1 protein-coding gene is annotated in these 615 nt (G+C 68.9%); it reads right to left on the minus strand.

Annotated features, from left to right (window positions below; all coding sequences use genetic code 11):
* The coding region (locus ACK586_RS25495; protein ID WP_409333329.1) for an IS110 family transposase at window positions 1-615 on the minus strand (615 nt) is incomplete at both ends.

Genomic DNA, 615 nt, shown 5'->3' on the forward strand with positions numbered 1-615 from the left:
GGCGGCCGGGATCGCCTCGATCAATTCGTCGATGCGGGTGGTGAGCCGGTCGATCTGGGCGTTGAGCGCGTCGATCTGGTCCAGCAGCATCCGGGCCAGCTCGCCGTGGTGGTCATCGAAGCGCCCGGTGAGCGCCTCCACGAGGGCGGCGTGCTTCATCCGCATCCGCCCGCGAGCGAACCCGGCCAGCACCCGGGGGTCGCGCTGGCCGGCGATCAGCGCCTCGATCATCTCCCGCACCGAGACCCCGTCGATCCGACTGGCCACGGTGGTGATCTTGATCAGAGCGTCTTCGAGCAGCTTCTCCAGCCGGGACCAGTGCCGGGTCCGCTCGACGGTCAGATCGGTGCGCAGCCGGGTGTAGTCGCGCAGCACCCGGATCTCGGCCGGTGGCACGAACGAGGGCCGCAGCATGCCCCGCTCGGTGAGCTTGGCAAGCCAGACCGCGTCGAGCTTGTCGGTCTTGGGCCGGCCCGGGACGTTCTTCACCTCGCGGGCGTTGACCAACATCACCGACAGGCCGCGTGCTTCCAGCAGGTAGAAGAACCCCCGCCAGTAGTCCGAGGTCGACTCGACGGTGACCCGCTCGATCCGCTGCTCGACCAGTTGGTCGGC

Source organism: Trujillonella humicola (assembly GCF_046233715.1).
GTDB classification, from domain to species: Bacteria; Actinomycetota; Actinomycetes; order Mycobacteriales; family Geodermatophilaceae; genus Trujillonella; species Trujillonella humicola.